The following is a 13823-nucleotide window of genomic DNA, read 5'->3' as shown; positions in this document are numbered from 1 at the left end:
TAAAGCGCGCGCAAGCCCCCTTGCGCGCGCTTTTTTACGCCTGAGACATCGACACACTCGGTTACGCGGCGTTGGCAATTGGCAACATCTGCACGCCCCAATTTGGGGCGCCGGGACCCCACTCAAAGCTTCGGAGCCACCTCAGCTTGTCAGTGCAAAACATTGATGCTATGGTGCTTTTTACATATTTTCACGCGCCGGGGCGGGGATCAGACCATGAGAACAAAAGCACCGCTCGTCCGAGCCGCAAAAAATCCTAATCAGTTGTTGGCAAACATGCATCGTTGGAAATTTTCTGTCCTGGCGGCCGCGGCCGTGGCTTGCGCTGGTTTCTACACCAGCGACGCGTCTGCGCTGGCACTGGGCCGCATCACCGTGCAGTCTGCCCTGGGCGAGCCGCTGCGCGCTGAAATCGACCTGCCACAGATCACTCCTGCCGAAGCGGACTCGCTGCGTGCCACGACGGCCACGCCTGAGGTCTTCCGTGCCCAGGGCATGGAATACACGCAGACCATGAACAACCTGCAGATTCAACTGCAGCGCCGCGCCGACGGCACCGCCGTGTTGCGCCTGTCAAGCGACCGGCCTGTGAACGAACCCTTCCTGGACTTGGTGCTGGATGCCAACTGGGGCTCAGGCCGCATCGTTCGCAGCTACACCATGCTGTTTGACCCGCCAAGCATGCGCCGCGCAGCGCCTGCCGTCACAGCAGCGCCCCAAATTTCTGCACCGGTGGCGCCCCAGGTCCCTGCGACGCGCCCCGCAGCCACAGCCCGTGCCAGCGAGGCAACTGCCGCTGCACCCGCACCCCGTGCGGCAGCCCCACGCCCCGCCCCCGCAGATGGAGTGACGGTACAGGCCGGCGATACCGCCGGCCGCATCGCGAACGCGTACAAGCCTGCAGGCGTTTCGCTCGACCAGATGCTGGTCGCCATGATGCGTACCAACCCGGACGCATTCATCCAGGGCAACGTCAACCGCCTGAGGGCAGGTGCTGTGCTGCAAATGCCCGACCAGGCCGCAGCGCAATCCACTTCAGCCCCCGAAGCACGTCAGATTCTGGCCGCACAGGCCCGTGACTTCAACGACTTCCGCCGCAAACTCGCGGGTGCGGCCCCTTCGACCGAAGTGGCAGCTGCCCAGCGCTCCGCCTCTGGCACCGTACAGACGCGCGTAGAAGACAAAAAACCCGCGACTGCAGCGCCCGACAAGCTCACCCTGTCCAAGGGGGCCGTCAAAGGCCAGAAGGCAGCCGAAGAGCAAGTCGCCAAGGACAAACAGGCCAGCGAAGCCGCCACGCGGATGGCAGAGTTGTCCAAGAACATCACCGACCTCAACAAGCTGAGCGCAGCCTCTGCAGCCGCCGGAAGCAGCCCTGCGCCCGCCGCAGCGGGTGCAGCCAGCGCACCTGCGGGGGTGGCCGTGCAGGCCCCAGCCGTCCCGGCAACACCGACCGCGCCGCCGGCGCCCGAAGCCCCGGCATCCGCCCCCGCTGCGGCCGCCAGCACCCCGCCAGACACCGCAGTGGCAGCAGAAGCGGCTGCCTCGGCACCCGCCACGGAGGCCTCTGCACCCGCACCGGCCCCCAAACCAGCGCCCACACCCAAACCTGCTCCGGCCCCGGTCGAGGAGCCCGGTTTCCTGTCCACCCTTATGGACGACCCACTGTTGCCTATTGGCGGCGGCATCCTGGTGGCGGGTCTGCTCGGATTTGGCGCTTACCGCCTGGTCCAGCGCCGTCGACAGAACGGTGGGGTGGACAGCTCCTTCCTGGAAAGTCGCATTCAACCCGACTCGTTTTTTGGTGCCAGCGGCGGCCAGCGTGTAGACACGGCCAACAGCGACATGACCACCGGCTCGTCCATGGCCTATTCACCCAGCCAACTGGACGCCGGCGGTGACGTGGACCCCGTGGCCGAAGCCGACGTTTATCTGGCCTACGGCCGCGATCTCCAGGCCGAAGAAATCCTGAAAGAAGCCGTGCGCCACAACCCGGGCCGCGTCTCAGTGCACGTCAAGCTGGGTGAAATCTACGCCAAGCGCCAGGACCGCAGAGCCCTCGAGGCCGTCGCTGGCGAAGTGTTCAAGCTGACCCAGGGCGAAGGGCCTGACTGGAACCGCATTGCCGAACTCGGGCGTGACCTGGAGCCCGAAAACCGCCTGTACCAACCTGGCGGCCGCCCCGGAATGGCCGAGGATGAGTCGCCTTCCGTGCCACCGGGCGGGTTCCCCAGCACCTTCACTGGTGCAGGCAGCCCTGCCGCAGCCCTGCCACCAGACTTGGACCTCGACCTGGATCTGGACCTGCCCGATGACGCGCTGACGGACGCCCCCCCTGCTGCAGCCGGTGGTTTTGCTGCGGCCGCTGCGGCCGCTGCGGCCAACAACCGCAGTGAAGCCGGCGAACCGCAGACGCTGCGCCCCGAGTTGGATCTGCCCAGCATCCCCGACGAGCCCACCGCCGCGTGGAGCAGTCAGGAAACCGCTCCGAGTCCCATGATGGCGCCGCCTCCAGTGGCCAATCTGGACTTCCCCAGCAGCGACGACCTGACCATGGCGCCGTCCGGCCCCATGCCTCTCCATGGCGAGCCCCAAGACTCCGGCCCTATGGAGTTTGATCTGGGCGACCTGTCGCTGGACTTGAACGCCCCCTCCAAGCCCATGGCAGCTCCCGTCGCCAAGGCCCCGGCGGCTCCCGCACCGGAATTCACAGACGATGGATCGGCCGCAGCGCAGGACGACCCGCTGGCCACCAAGCTTGCGCTGGCCGAAGAGTTCAACGCCATCGGGGACACTGACGGCGCTCGTACGCTGATTGAAGAGGTGGTGGCAGAGTCCAGCGGCGCCCTCAAGACCCGCGCCCAGCGCATGCTGGCCGAACTGGGCTGATGCCGCTCGGCCCCTCCGCTGATTTAACCCCCTGCACGTCCCCAGGCCGCCCCGTGACCCGGGTGGCGCTGGGGGTCAGCTATAACGGCCAGGCCTACAGTGGCTGGCAGAGCCAGCTTTCTGGCAATACCGTGCAGGACAAACTCGAAGCGGCCCTGGGCCGCTTTGCTACGCATCCGGTCAGCACCCTTTGCGCAGGCCGTACCGATGCGGGTGTGCACGGCCTGATGCAGGTGGTGCACTTTGACACCCCGCTGGACCGGCCCGCCGCGTCCTGGGTCCGGGGTACCAACACCTTCCTGCCCTCCGACATCGCGGTGCAATGGGCTCAGGCCGTCCCAGACCACTTTCACGCGCGTGCAAGCGCTGTGGCCCGGCGCTATGCCTACGTGCTTCTGCAGTCGCCAGTGCGGCCCAGCGTGGATGCCGGGCGGGTGGGCTGGGTGTTTCACCCGTTAGACCATGACGCCATGCGGCAGGCGGCCGACTACCTGATCGGCGAGCATGATTTCACCTCGTTTCGCGCGTCCGCCTGCCAGGCCAAGACCCCGGTCAAGACCTTGCAACGCATCGACATCGTGCGACGGGGGGCGGACACACCGCACCCCGAACTGGGCTGGAGCCCCTGTTACTGGCGTTTTGAATTCGAAGCCAACGCCTTCTTGCACCACATGATCCGCAACATCATGGGCTGCCTGATCACCATCGGCCAGGGCACGCAGCCTCCCGAATGGATGGCCGAGGTGCTGGCAGCCCAGTCCCGCAAGGTGGCTGCGCCGACATTCTCACCAGACGGGTTGTACTTTCAAGGGCCCGTCTACGACGCCGCCTGGGGGCTACCCCAGCGCACGGCTGCGTATGATTGGCTTCCATGAACCAGGCCACCACACCGACCACAACGGCTCCCGCCGTCAGTCAACGCCTCCACGCCCCTTTCCAGGCGTCTGCCAACGTACGCACCCGCATCAAGATCTGCGGGCTGACCCGCGAGGAAGACGTGGATGCAGCTGTGGCTGCGGGCGCCGATGCGGTGGGTTTTGTGCTCTACGCCCCCAGCCCACGGTCGGTCACCCCCCCACGGGCCGCGCAGTTGGCACGGCGCCTGCCGCCGTTTGTCACGCCCGTGCTGCTGTTCGTGAACGAATCCACTCCTAATGTGATAGCAGCCAGTGCAATGATTGCTGGCGCTACAGTGCAATTCCATGGTGATGAGACGCCACAGGACTGCATGGCGGCCACCCACCAGGGGGCACGCCCCTACCTGCGCGCAGCCCGAATTCCCCTCGGTGATGGAGCGGCGCAGTTTGACCTCGTAAAATACGCCCACGATTACTCTCACGCCCAAGCCATCCTGCTCGACGCCCATGTCGAGGGGTTTGGCGGCAGCGGCAAGGCATTCAATTGGTCACTCCTTCCACCAAGCGTCAGCTCTCACCTCGTTTTGTCTGGTGGACTCACGCCTGCAAACGTGACCGATGGCATTTTGCAAGTCCGCCCGCGGGGTCTCTCGCTGGCGGTTGATGTCAGTTCCGGCGTCGAAGCCGATGGTCCTGATGGCAAACCCGTCAAGGGCATCAAGGACGCCGTGAAGATCCAACGCTTCGTTGCCGCCGTGCGTGCGGCCGATGCACAACTTGCAAAGAACCCCCATGAATTCCTATCAGCAACCTGATGCTTCCGGCCATTTCGGCCCGTATGGTGGCAGCTTCGTCAGCGAAACCCTGACCCACGCCATCCAGGAACTGCGCGAGGCTTACGCGCGCTACCAGAACGACCCTGAATTTCTGGCTGAATTCCATTACGAACTCAAGCACTTCGTCGGTCGCCCCTCCCCCATCTACCATGCAGCGCGCACCAGCCGCGAGATGGGTGGCGCACAGATCTACCTCAAGCGCGAAGACCTGAACCACACAGGCGCGCACAAGATCAACAACGTGATCGGCCAAGCCATGCTGGCCAAGCGCATGGGCAAGCCCCGCGTGATTGCCGAGACGGGTGCAGGCCAGCACGGCGTGGCCACTGCCACCATCTGCGCGCGCTACGGGCTCGAATGCGTTGTTTACATGGGTGCCGAAGACGTGAAGCGCCAAAGCCCCAACGTGTACCGCATGAAACTGCTGGGCGCTACGGTGGTGCCCGTGGAGTCTGGCAGCAAGACCTTGAAGGACGCCCTGAACGACGCCATGCGCGACTGGGTGGCGAACGTGGACAACACCTTCTACATCATCGGCACGGTGGCGGGCCCGCACCCCTACCCCATGATGGTGCGCGACTTCCAGAGCGTGATCGGCAAGGAATGCATTGAGCAAATGCCCAGCATGCTGGCCGAGCAAAAGGTGCTGGGCGACCAACCCGATGCGGTTATCGCGTGCGTGGGTGGTGGCAGCAATGCCATGGGCATCTTTCACCCTTACATCCCTTTCGAGAAAACGCGCCTCATCGGCGTGGAGGCTGCGGGCGAAGGCCTGGAGTCGGGCAAACACTCGGCATCGTTGCAAAAGGGCAGCGCGGGTGTACTGCACGGCAACCGCACCTTCATCCTGCAGGATGACAACGGCCAGATCACCGAAACCCATAGCATCAGCGCAGGCCTGGACTACCCCGGCGTGGGCCCGGAGCACGCCTGGTTGCAGGAAATCGGCCGCGCCGAATACGTCGGCATCACCGACCAGGAAGCGCTGGACGCCTTCCACTACCTGTGCCGCACCGAGGGCATCATCCCCGCACTCGAATCCAGTCACGCCGTGGCCTACGCCATGAAGCTGGCCAAAACCATGCGCCCAGACCAGTCGATCCTAGTCAACCTCTCGGGCCGGGGCGACAAGGACATTGGTACTGTGGCCGATCTCAGTGGCGCCGACTTTTACTGCCGACCCAGCTGCCAGGGGCAGTCCGTCAAGGGCGGCGAGCAACCCATCAAGTTGGTGAAATAAATGAGCCGTATCGCATCCACCTTTTCTGCCCTGCAAGCCCAGGGCCGCAAGGCGCTGATTCCTTATGTGACCGCCGGTTTCCCGTTCGCCGACATCACCCCCGCGCTCATGCACGGCATGGTCGAGGCCGGTGCCGACGTGATCGAGCTGGGCGTGCCCTTTTCCGACCCCATGGCCGATGGCCCGGTGATCCAGAAGGCGGGTGAAAAAGCCCTCAGCCTGGGCATTGGCATGGTGCAGGTGCTCGACCATGTGCGTGAGTTCCGCAAGCGCAACAGCACCACGCCAGTGGTGTTGATGGGCTATGCCAACCCTGTGGAACGCTACGACCAGAAGCACGGCGAAGGTGCGTTTGTGCGCGACTCTGCCGCTGCGGGCGTGGACGGCGTGCTCATCGTGGACTACCCACCCGAAGAATGCGAAGCCTTTGCCGCCAGCCTGCGCGCGCACAGCATGGACCTGATCTTCCTGCTGGCCCCCACCAGCACGGATGAACGCATGGCCCAGGTGGCGCGTGTGGCCAGCGGCTATGTGTACTACGTATCGCTCAAGGGCGTGACCGGCTCAGGCGCGCTGGACACGGCGGCCGTGGAGCAGATGCTGCCCCGTATTCGCCAGCACGTGACCATCCCGGTGGGTGTGGGCTTCGGCATCCGCGACGCCGCCACCGCCCAGGCCATCGGCAAGGTGGCCGATGCCGTGGTCATCGGCAGCCGCATCATCCAGTTGATTGAAGACCAGGAGCACGCCAAGGTGGTGCCCCTGACCATCGACTTCCTGCGCGGCATCCGCAAGGCCCTGGACGCCTAGTCGCATAATGCAGCCCGGCGCATCCTGCGGGGTGCGCCGACAGATTCACACCCGGCCTGCCCCGCAAACGCCTACGGGCTTTGTAGCAGGTCGCGCCACTGAAGAGGAGAACACCATGTCCTGGCTCGAAAAACTTCTACCCGCCAAAATCCAGCAAACCGACCCCACCGAGCGCCGTCAGGTGCCCGAAGGCCTGTGGATCAAGTGCCCGAGCTGCGAGACGGTGCTCTACAAGGCCGACCTGGAGCACAACCAGAATGTGTGCCCCCACTGCAGCCACCACCACCGCATCGGCGCGCGCGCCCGACTGGACGCATTTCTGGATGCTGAAGGCCGCTACGAAATCGGCCAGGAAGTGCTGCCCGTAGACGCGCTCAAGTTCAAGGACAGCCGCAAGTACCCCGAGCGCCTGAAGGAAGCCCTGGAGAACACCGGCGAGACCGACGCCCTCATCGTGATGGGCGGCGCGGTCAAGAGCATCAACGTGGTCGCCGCCTGCTTCGAGTTCGACTTCATGGGCGGCTCCATGGGCTCCGTGGTGGGCGAGCGATTTGTGCGTGGCGTGGAAACCGCCATCGAGCAAAAGGTGCCCTTCATCTGCTTTACCGCCACCGGCGGCGCCCGCATGCAGGAAGGCCTGCTGTCGCTCATGCAGATGGCCAAGACCAACGCAGCGCTGACCCGCCTGGCCAAGAAGGGCCTGCCCTACATCAGTGTGCTGACCGACCCCACCATGGGTGGCGTGAGCGCAGGTTTTGCCTTTGTGGGCGACATCGTGATTGCCGAGCCCAAGGCGCTGATCGGCTTCGCTGGCCCGCGCGTGATCGAATCCACCGTGCGTGTGACCCTGCCCGAGGGCTTCCAGCGTGCAGAGTTCCTGCAAACCAAGGGCGCGGTGGACTTCATCTGCGACCGCCGCGAACTGCGCAACACCGTGGCCAGCAGTTTGGCTATGCTGCAACGACTGCCTGCTGACGCGGTGATGTAAATACCCGGTTCCCGAAAAGGGGACTGAGTGAGGCCTCACCACGCAATTGCTATATTTTCAATAGCAAACAGAGCATATTTGGCTAGCGCATCGGGCCTTTGGGATGCTTAACGCATCACACTGGCCTGCAAATGGCCCAGAACAATCATCACAACCTGCAGCACCACCAGCGCCACCAATGGCGACAGGTCGAAGCCGCCCATCAGCGGAATGACGCGCCGAAAAGGACGCAACACGGGTTCACACAGGCGCGCGATCACATCCGCCAGCGGTGAACGACCACCCTGTACCCAGGACAGGACGGCATAGACAATCAGCAGGCCGATCAGCCCCGAAACCGCCACGCGCAGCAGCCCGAACAAGGCCAACCAGGGCAACCACGCCCATGCCGATCCCGCACTGAGCAGCAAGGTCAACAACGCGTACTGCACCAGCTGCACCAGCATCGCAGCCACCAGACTGGACACATCCCAACGCCCCGCAGGGGGTATCACCCGTCGCAGCGGCATGATCAGCCAGTCCGTCAACGCAAACACCAACCCACCGACCGGGTTGGAGAACGGCACCCGCTGCCACTGCATGTACAGCCGCAAAAGGCAGGCTCCGGTCAGCAAGCCGCCAACAACATCGAGCAGGAAAGAGGCGATCTGATAGAGCATGGATGAGACAAAAACAGTGGTGTGCAGCAAAAGCCGACGGTGTCATGGGATGATAGCGGGCGAAGGCATCCACGCGCCCATGACCCCACCCCTCACCTTGTCGTCCCTGCCGCTTTTCCCCCTGGGCTCTGTCTTGTTCCCGGACGGAGTGCTAGCTCTGAGGGTGTTTGAGGTGCGCTACCTGGACATGGTGCGCAAGTGCCACCGGACAGGCGCCCCCTTCGGCGTGGTTGCACTCACCCAAGGCCAGGAAGTGCGCCAAGCCGGAGCGCTAGAAGAACGCTTCAACGACATCGGTACCCTGGCCATCATCGAGCAATTGGAGACACCCCAGCCCGGACTGGTCACCCTGTTATGCCGTGGTAGCCAGCGTTTTCGTATCACTCAACGCCATCACCTGCAGCACGGCCTTTGGATTGCTGACGTCGATCACGTCGAACAGGATCTGACAGTACCGGTTCCAGACGATCTCAAAAAGGCGTCAACAGCATTGGCGCAGGTCTTGCACACGCTGCAGGTACGCGACCCAGACATGCCCCACTTGGTCACCCCCACTGCAGCACAACTGAACGATTGCGGCTGGGTGGCGAACCGATGGTGCGAACTGCTGCCAGTGCCACTGGAGCTGAAACAGCGGTTGATGGAGCTGGACAACCCCCTGGTCCGCCTGGAACTGGTGGGGGATGTGCTGGAGCGGACGGGGATCGCGCAGTCTCGATGAACATGCGCCACTTGCTAACGCGTAAGCAACGCCATCATCCATGCCATTAAGTACCCCCATGCGAAGCGCCATCCTCTCTTGGCCACGGTCCGCCAAGCGGTTTTTTGTGGTGAGCTTGGACCTTTGCGCGAGCCTCATTGCCATGTGGCTGGCTTTTAGTCTGCGACTAGATTCACCACATTGGCCCACCGGGCTCCAATGGTTGGTTTATGGCTTGGGGCCGACATTGGCGCTACCCGTCTTCATTCGCGCTGGCTTGTATAGAGCTATCTTTCGCTATACCGGAATTGCGGCGCTCATCACCACAGGACGAGCCGTAGCGCTCTACGGAGCCTTACTATTCAGTATTTTGATGGTAGCTCAATGGGAAGGGGTGCCGCGTAGTGTTGGCGTACTACAACCGATAATTTTGCTCTTGATGGTGGGCTCCAGCCGCGCACTGGGCTGGTTCTGGCTGGCCGGCAAGCCGCGCAATACGTCTCATCGGTTGCTGATTTATGGGGCCGGCAGCGCAGGCGCGCAAACTGCTGCCGCCATGCAGAACATGCGGCAATATCAGCTGATGGGATTCTTGGACGATGACCCCAATAAGGCCGGCAGCACCATCAACGGCGTGCGCGTGAGCAGTCCCAACAATTTGCCTGAGCTGATCCAACAGCTTAAGGTCACTGACGTGCTACTGGCGCTTCCCAGCACCACACGTCAGCGAAGACATGAAATCATTCAGAGCCTTGGCAGTGCGGCTGTGCGCGTGCGCACACTACCAGGCCTGTCCGATCTAGCCAGTGGTCGGGTGAGCGTGACAGATTTCCAGGAGTTGGACATCGAAGACCTGCTGGGGCGCGAGTCTGTAGCCCCCCTACTCGATCTGCTTGGAAACGGTCTTGCTGGTCAGGTGGTGCTTGTCACGGGGGCCGGAGGCAGTATCGGGAGCGAACTGTGCCGCCAAATTGTTAACGAAGGTCCTGCGAAGCTGTTACTTGTGGACCACAGCGAATACGCGCTTTATGCCGTCCATCACGAGCTGCAGGCGCTGCGCGATCAAGGTACCCACACGTGCGAACTGGTGCCGCTGCTGGCCAGCGTGGTCAACCCGCATCGTATTGCTGACATCTGCCGCAAACACCGACCCGATTCAATTTACCATGCAGCTGCCTACAAGCACGTTCCTATGGTGGAGGCTAACGCAGGGGAAGGCGTGCTGAACAACGTCTTTGGAACGCTCAACATGGTACGAATAGCCCTTGAATATGGCGCGCGCAACTTTGTGCTTGTTTCCACTGACAAGGCAGTGCGCCCCACAAACGTAATGGGAGCAAGCAAGCGCGTGGCTGAGCAAGTGCTGCAAGCCATCACCGCCAGTAAGTTGCCGCCGTTTGACAAGGTATTGCCGGAAGGAGTCGTCACTTGGTCCTGTCCAACGCGCCTCTCCATGGTGCGTTTTGGGAATGTGCTGGGGTCCAGCGGTAGCGTGATTCCCCTTTTCAGGCGCCAGATCACCACAGGTGGCCCACTGACTGTCACCCATCCCGAGGTGACACGCTATTTCATGACCATTTCCGAGGCAGCGCAGCTTGTGCTGCAGGCTGGCGCCATGGCGGAAGGCGGTGATCTATTCCTCCTGGACATGGGAGAACCCATCCGTATCCTTGATGTGGCAAAGCGAATGGTAGCTCTGTCCGGCTTGACAGTGCGCGATGCAGAGCACCCACAGGGCGATATAGCCATAGAGTTCACTGGACTACGCCCTGGTGAAAAACTGTATGAAGAACTGCTTATCGGTGACAACCCACTCGCCACCACACATCCGCGCATCAGGCGTGCGCGCGAGGAATTCTGCCCGTGGTCAGAGTTGCAAGCCGCCTTGCAGCCGCTACAAGAAGCCGCCAATGCGAATGACGAGGCAGCACTGAAGCGCTCGCTCTCTTTGCTGGTGAGAGGCTACAAACCAGATCTAGTGAAAACACAATGCTGACCTCTATCGCGACAAAGCCCCGAATTGCCATCATCGGTCTTGGTTACGTGGGCTTGCCACTAGCCGTCGAGTTTGGCAAGCATTTTCCGGTCGTAGGTTTCGATGTCCACCAACCACGCATCCTTGAGCTGCAATCAGATTACGACCGAACGCAAGAAACAAGCGCGCAGCAAATGCAGGCTGCCACGCAATTGCAATACAGCTCAAGTCCAAAAGATCTAGAAGGCTGCAATATCTACATCGTGACAGTCCCAACGCCTGTGGACGATGCCAAGCGCCCCGACTTGTCGATGTTGATCAAAGCGAGTCAGACCGTAGGGCACGCCATGCGCCCGGGCGCCTTGGTGATTTTTGAGTCAACGGTCTACCCGGGTGTCACCGAAGAAATCTGTGTGCCAGTGCTGGAGGAATCTTCTGGACTGCGCTTCAATCACGATTTTTTCTGTGGCTACAGCCCGGAGCGCGTCAACCCGGGTGACAAGGTCAACACACTCACGCGCATCCGCAAGATCACCAGTGGCAGCACGCCCGAAGCCGCAGCGGCTGTTGATCAACTCTACAGTCGCATAATCACGGCAGGCACGTACAAAGCGCGCAGCATCAAGGTGGCAGAAGCCGCCAAAGTCATCGAGAACACGCAGCGTGACTTGAACATCGCTTTGATGAACGAGCTTTCGATATTGTTCGACCGCCTAGAGGTTGACACGCTCGAAGTGCTCGAAGCTGCGGGCAGCAAATGGAACTTTGTCCCTTTTCGGCCTGGCTTGGTTGGCGGGCATTGCATCGGTGTAGATCCCTACTATCTGACCTATAAAGCTGAACAAGTGGGTTATCACCCACAAATAATTCTGGCGGGCCGCCGCATCAACGACAACATGGCTGGCTATGCGGCGCACAACATCATCAAAATAATGCTGCGGGCAAGCATGGACGCTCCACGCTGCAAGATTGGCGTAATGGGCATCACATTCAAGGAAAACTGCCCAGATATTCGCAATAGCAAGGTTGTAGACCTAGTCAACGAATTGAAAGCCTGGGGCGTGGAGGTGGTCATTTCGGACCCTATTGCCGACGCGGCCGAGGTTCAGCATGAATACCAGCTGACTCTGGGCATAGTGGACGAAGACCATCCCGTGGACGCTCTTGTCGTTGCGGTCGGACACAATAGCTACCGCTCCTTGAGCGCCAAGCAGCTTCGCTCTTACTGCCGCCATCCTAAGCCGGTTATTGCTGACATCAAGTCACTATATGACCGCGAGGAGCTGAAACAAGCAGGATTTACCGTCTACCGACTTTGAGCCCATGAAAAACTTTGCACTAATTGGTGCCGCTGGCTACATCGCCCCGCGCCACATGCGTGCCATCAAAGACACAGGCAACTGTTTAACTGCAGCCTTTGATGTCAACGACTCGGTCGGCATTATCGACAGTCTGGCCCCTGAGGCTGATTTTTTCACTGACTTCGAGTGCTTTTACGAGCACGCACAGACGTTGCGCCGCCGACCCCATCAAGCGCTGGACTATGTGGTGGTGTGCTCCCCCAATCATCTACACCACGCTCACATTGCCGCAGGCTTGCGCCTAGGCTGCGACGTTATTTGCGAAAAGCCACTGGTCCCCACGCCCGCACTGGTGGACGAACTAGCGTGTGTGGAACGCGAGACCGGCCAGCGCGTTTTCAACATCCTGCAACTGCGCCACCATGAGGCGATTGTTCAGCTGCGCAACAAGGTGTCTGCAGCCCCACTAAACACCAAGTTCGATGTGGACCTAACCTACATCACCTCACGTGGCAAATGGTACGCCACGAGTTGGAAGGGTGATCCGCGCAAATCGTTCGGGGTTGCCACCAACATCGGGGTGCATTTCTTCGACATGCTGCACTTCATTTTCGGTCCACTCCAGTACAACCGCGTGCACTACCTCAGTGAGACAAAAGCTGGTGGATATCTTGAATACCAAGGCGCTCGGGTGCGTTGGTTTCTCTCCATCGACGCAAGCGATCTACCCGCCAGCGTTCAAGGAAAAAAAGCCACCTACCGCAACATTGATGTCAGCGGCGAGCCGTTGGAATTCTCGGAAGGTTTTACAGATCTGCACACGATCAGCTACCAGGAAATTTTGGCAGGCAATGGCTATGGCCTGAAAGACGCACGCCACTGCATAGAAACGGTGCACAGCATCCGCACTTCCACGCCACGGGTCGGCGGCCCCGGCGAAGTGCATCCGTTCGTGATCAAGTTGTCCCGATGAGAGCACCGCAATGAACGCAACCACCATCCACCCCAGCGCCATCGTGGATGAAGGCGCAGTCATTGGAGAGGGCTCCCGCATCTGGCACTGGGTGCACATCTGCGGCGGTGCGCGCATCGGTAAAGGCGTTTCGCTGGGCCAGAACGTTTTTGTGGGCAACCGGGTGGTGATTGGCGACCACTGCAAGATCCAGAACAACGTCAGCGTGTACGACAACGTAACTCTCGAAGATGGTGTGTTTTGCGGGCCGAGCATGGTGTTCACCAACGTACACAACCCTCGCGCATTCGTTGAACGCAAAAGCCAATACCGCAATACACGGGTCAAACATGGCGCCACCCTGGGTGCCAACTGCACCATCCTATGTGGTACCACTATTGGCGAATACGCTTTTGTGGGCGCTGGCGCCGTGGTTAACAAAGATGTGCCCGCCTACGCATTGGTAGTAGGCGTACCCGCACTGCAGATTGGGTGGATAAGTGAATTTGGTGAGCAACTTGCGCTCCCCCTGGCGGGCTACGGCGAAGCCACCTGCCCACATACAGGGGCTCGCTATGTGCTCCACGATCAAACAATTACCAAACTCTCTATATAG

General features: G+C 61.2%; 12 protein-coding genes. 11 read left to right on the top strand and 1 reads right to left on the bottom strand.

Annotation, left to right across the window (positions count from 1 at the left end; genetic code table 11):
* Nucleotides 1–276 precede the first annotated feature (276 nt).
* The 6 genes from ACTJKQ_RS05585 to accD all read left to right on the top strand — a co-directional run bounded on the left by ACTJKQ_RS05585 (nucleotide 277) and on the right by accD (nucleotide 7620).
* Nucleotides 277–2889 (top strand): FimV/HubP family polar landmark protein, encoded by a 2613-nt coding sequence (locus tag ACTJKQ_RS05585; protein ID WP_440596272.1) that lies wholly within the window; start codon nucleotides 277–279, stop codon nucleotides 2887–2889.
* Nucleotides 2889–3764: a tRNA pseudouridine(38-40) synthase TruA gene (truA, locus tag ACTJKQ_RS05580; protein ID WP_440596271.1), complete on the top strand. Its 876-nt coding sequence runs from the start codon at nucleotides 2889–2891 to the stop codon at nucleotides 3762–3764. The genes ACTJKQ_RS05585 and truA overlap by 1 nt, the downstream gene beginning before the upstream one ends.
* A complete protein-coding gene (locus ACTJKQ_RS05575; RefSeq protein ID WP_440596270.1) occupies nucleotides 3761–4561 on the top strand; it encodes a phosphoribosylanthranilate isomerase in 801 nt (266 codons plus the stop codon). The genes truA and ACTJKQ_RS05575 overlap by 4 nt, the downstream gene beginning before the upstream one ends.
* Nucleotides 4539–5822, top strand: a complete 1284-nt coding sequence (gene trpB, locus ACTJKQ_RS05570; protein WP_056061441.1) for a tryptophan synthase subunit beta — start codon at nucleotides 4539–4541, stop codon at nucleotides 5820–5822. The genes ACTJKQ_RS05575 and trpB overlap by 23 nt, the downstream gene beginning before the upstream one ends.
* A complete protein-coding gene (gene trpA / locus ACTJKQ_RS05565) occupies nucleotides 5823–6632 on the top strand; it encodes a tryptophan synthase subunit alpha (protein ID WP_056061439.1) in 810 nt (269 codons plus the stop codon).
* A 115-nt stretch (nucleotides 6633–6747) separates the two neighbouring features.
* Complete coding sequence (gene accD / locus ACTJKQ_RS05560; protein WP_015013229.1) at nucleotides 6748–7620, top strand: acetyl-CoA carboxylase, carboxyltransferase subunit beta; 873 nt, start codon at nucleotides 6748–6750, stop codon at nucleotides 7618–7620.
* A 107-nt stretch (nucleotides 7621–7727) separates the two neighbouring features.
* On the opposite strand, the gene ACTJKQ_RS05555 is transcribed toward accD, so the two are convergent.
* Entirely contained in the window at nucleotides 7728–8279 is a 552-nt protein-coding gene (locus tag ACTJKQ_RS05555) for a YggT family protein (RefSeq protein ID WP_121944107.1), read from the bottom strand.
* 79 nt (nucleotides 8280–8358) lie between these two features.
* Here ACTJKQ_RS05555 and ACTJKQ_RS05550 point away from each other — a divergent pair, with 79 nt between their 5' ends.
* From ACTJKQ_RS05550 to ACTJKQ_RS05530, 5 genes are read left to right on the top strand one after another with little or no spacing between them, the layout of a single operon-like run.
* A complete protein-coding gene (locus ACTJKQ_RS05550) occupies nucleotides 8359–9000 on the top strand; it encodes an LON peptidase substrate-binding domain-containing protein (protein WP_440596269.1) in 642 nt (213 codons plus the stop codon).
* Nucleotides 9001–9058: 58 nt separating this feature from the next.
* Nucleotides 9059–10975 (top strand): polysaccharide biosynthesis protein, encoded by a 1917-nt coding sequence (locus ACTJKQ_RS05545; protein ID WP_440596268.1) that lies wholly within the window; start codon nucleotides 9059–9061, stop codon nucleotides 10973–10975.
* Nucleotides 10969–12273: a nucleotide sugar dehydrogenase gene (locus ACTJKQ_RS05540; protein WP_056061434.1), complete on the top strand. Its 1305-nt coding sequence runs from the start codon at nucleotides 10969–10971 to the stop codon at nucleotides 12271–12273. The genes ACTJKQ_RS05545 and ACTJKQ_RS05540 overlap by 7 nt, the downstream gene beginning before the upstream one ends.
* A gap of 4 nt (nucleotides 12274–12277) precedes the next feature.
* Nucleotides 12278–13228, top strand: coding sequence for a Gfo/Idh/MocA family oxidoreductase (locus ACTJKQ_RS05535; protein ID WP_440596267.1), 951 nt, complete (start codon nucleotides 12278–12280; stop codon nucleotides 13226–13228).
* 10 nt (nucleotides 13229–13238) lie between these two features.
* Complete coding sequence (locus ACTJKQ_RS05530) at nucleotides 13239–13823, top strand: acyltransferase (protein WP_056061427.1); 585 nt, start codon at nucleotides 13239–13241, stop codon at nucleotides 13821–13823.

The organism is Acidovorax sp. 22279, from assembly GCF_052045435.1.
Lineage (GTDB): Bacteria > Pseudomonadota > Gammaproteobacteria > Burkholderiales > Burkholderiaceae_C > Acidovorax > Acidovorax delafieldii.
The sequence above is the reverse complement of the archived record's forward strand: the minus strand, read 5'-3'. Positions and strand labels throughout refer to the sequence as shown.

Coding starts and splice junctions, on each gene's coding strand:
- ACTJKQ_RS05575 (WP_440596270.1), top strand. CDS start 3,761: ATGAACCAGGCCACCACACCGACCACAACGGCTCCCGCCGTCAGTCAA.
- ACTJKQ_RS05550 (WP_440596269.1), top strand. CDS start 8,359: ATGACCCCACCCCTCACCTTGTCGTCCCTGCCGCTTTTCCCCCTGGGC.
- ACTJKQ_RS05555 (WP_121944107.1), bottom strand. CDS start 8,279: ATGCTCTATCAGATCGCCTCTTTCCTGCTCGATGTTGTTGGCGGCTTG.
- ACTJKQ_RS05585 (WP_440596272.1), top strand. CDS start 277: ATGCATCGTTGGAAATTTTCTGTCCTGGCGGCCGCGGCCGTGGCTTGC.
- ACTJKQ_RS05530 (WP_056061427.1), top strand. CDS start 13,239: ATGAACGCAACCACCATCCACCCCAGCGCCATCGTGGATGAAGGCGCA.
- ACTJKQ_RS05535 (WP_440596267.1), top strand. CDS start 12,278: ATGAAAAACTTTGCACTAATTGGTGCCGCTGGCTACATCGCCCCGCGC.
- ACTJKQ_RS05540 (WP_056061434.1), top strand. CDS start 10,969: ATGCTGACCTCTATCGCGACAAAGCCCCGAATTGCCATCATCGGTCTT.
- accD (WP_015013229.1), top strand. CDS start 6,748: ATGTCCTGGCTCGAAAAACTTCTACCCGCCAAAATCCAGCAAACCGAC.
- ACTJKQ_RS05545 (WP_440596268.1), top strand. CDS start 9,059: ATGCGAAGCGCCATCCTCTCTTGGCCACGGTCCGCCAAGCGGTTTTTT.
- truA (WP_440596271.1), top strand. CDS start 2,889: ATGCCGCTCGGCCCCTCCGCTGATTTAACCCCCTGCACGTCCCCAGGC.
- trpA (WP_056061439.1), top strand. CDS start 5,823: ATGAGCCGTATCGCATCCACCTTTTCTGCCCTGCAAGCCCAGGGCCGC.
- trpB (WP_056061441.1), top strand. CDS start 4,539: ATGAATTCCTATCAGCAACCTGATGCTTCCGGCCATTTCGGCCCGTAT.